Origin of the sequence: Mycobacterium sp. E183 (genome assembly GCF_001667735.1) — a bacterium.
Classification (GTDB): Bacteria; Actinomycetota; Actinomycetes; order Mycobacteriales; family Mycobacteriaceae; genus Mycobacterium.
Map to the genome: position 1 here is coordinate 1 of NZ_LZJN01000023.1, position 1,339 is coordinate 1,339.

Sequence of the window (1,339 nt, forward strand, 5' to 3'; positions counted from 1 at the left end):
GACCATGATGATTTCGAGGAGGATGTCGGTCACCCACCGCAGCGTCCGCTGCGCCACCGGCACCCGGGCGAACAGGCCGCGCACCGCGGGGGGAAACTCAAAGTCGAACTTGGGCAGCACATGCGTCGCGGTGCGCTGGTACACGGTCAATTCCCCAGCCTGTTCGGCCAACTCCGGGATCACCTGCACTGCGGACGCGCCGGTCCCGATGACCGCGATCCGGCGCCCCTCGTATCGAAAGTCGTGGTCCCACGCGGTCGTGTGGACCACCTTGCCCTCGAAGCTCGCGATCCCCGCGATGTCCGGCATGCGCGGCTGCGACAGGAAGCCCGTCGCGGTGATCAGGAAGCGGCTGGACAACGTTTCGCCACCCGCCAGCGTCACCCGCCAGACCTCGGCGTCCTCATCCCACTGGGCGCCTTCCACGGTCGTGTTGAACCGCATGTGACGGCGTACGTCGTACTTGTCGGCGACGTCCGCGGCGTACTGCTTGACCTCGGCGCCCGGCGCGAACAGCCGCGACCACGTCGGGTTCGGCTCAAACCAGTAGGAGTAGGTGGTCGACGGGATGTCGACGGCGATCCCCGGGTAGTGGTTGACGTGCCAGGTGCCGCCCAGGTCATCCTCGCGGTCGAGGATGACGAAGTTGTCATACCCGAGACGCTTGAGCTGGATCGCAGCACCGATGCCGCCAAAGCCGGCGCCGACGATGACGGCGTCCAAACGGTCCGTGTTCACAACCTCGCTCCGTGCTTCCCCGCCCCGCGCTTACTGAGAAAGAATTGTCATTACCCTTACGTAACTCTAATAAAGGAAGCCAGACGACGCACCCGTGTTTGCCAGCATGTGACCTTGCTGACATCGCAACCGGACCTCCCGGGGCGGTCGCGCCGAACGACCGCCCCGCCCCCAAAGCCTCTGTCCCCGAGCCAAATCTGCGGTGTTACCGGTAGCCGAACCGGCCGGCCGTCCCTTGCAGCCGGCCCAGTAACGCGACGTCATCGCGCCGCGCGCGCACAATGGATTCGTTTGGTGCGTCGACACGCGCCGCTCATCCGGCGCGACGCGCCGTACCTCGGTATACAGGAAACGGCGAGATATTTTTTACGATAGGGACAGTTTTGGGAGGCGTTCGTATGGGCAACAGCGGCGGCATGATCGCACGTCACTTCATCCGTTCCCTTGCTCCGGCAGTGGTTGCGGCGTCGGGTCTCGGCGCGTCGGCCCTCGCCGGGTCCGTGATCCCCACCGCGTCCGCGCAGTGTCCGGACGTGCAGGTGGTGTTCGCCCGCGGCACCGGTGAAGCCCCCGGAGTCGGGCCCACCGGCCAGGCCTTCGT

At 66.0% G+C, this 1,339-nt stretch carries 1 protein-coding gene and 1 pseudogene; one reads left to right on the forward strand and one right to left on the reverse strand.

Annotation, left to right across the window (positions count from 1 at the left end):
* Positions 1-738: NAD(P)/FAD-dependent oxidoreductase (locus A5691_RS02120; protein WP_156675708.1), on the reverse strand; the 738-nt coding region annotated here is incomplete at its 3' end.
* Positions 739-1,136: 398 nt separating this feature from the next.
* On the opposite strand from A5691_RS02120, the pseudogene A5691_RS02125 reads away from it, so the two are divergent.
* Positions 1,137-1,339 (forward strand): annotated as a pseudogene (locus A5691_RS02125) (cutinase family protein); the annotation flags it as partial.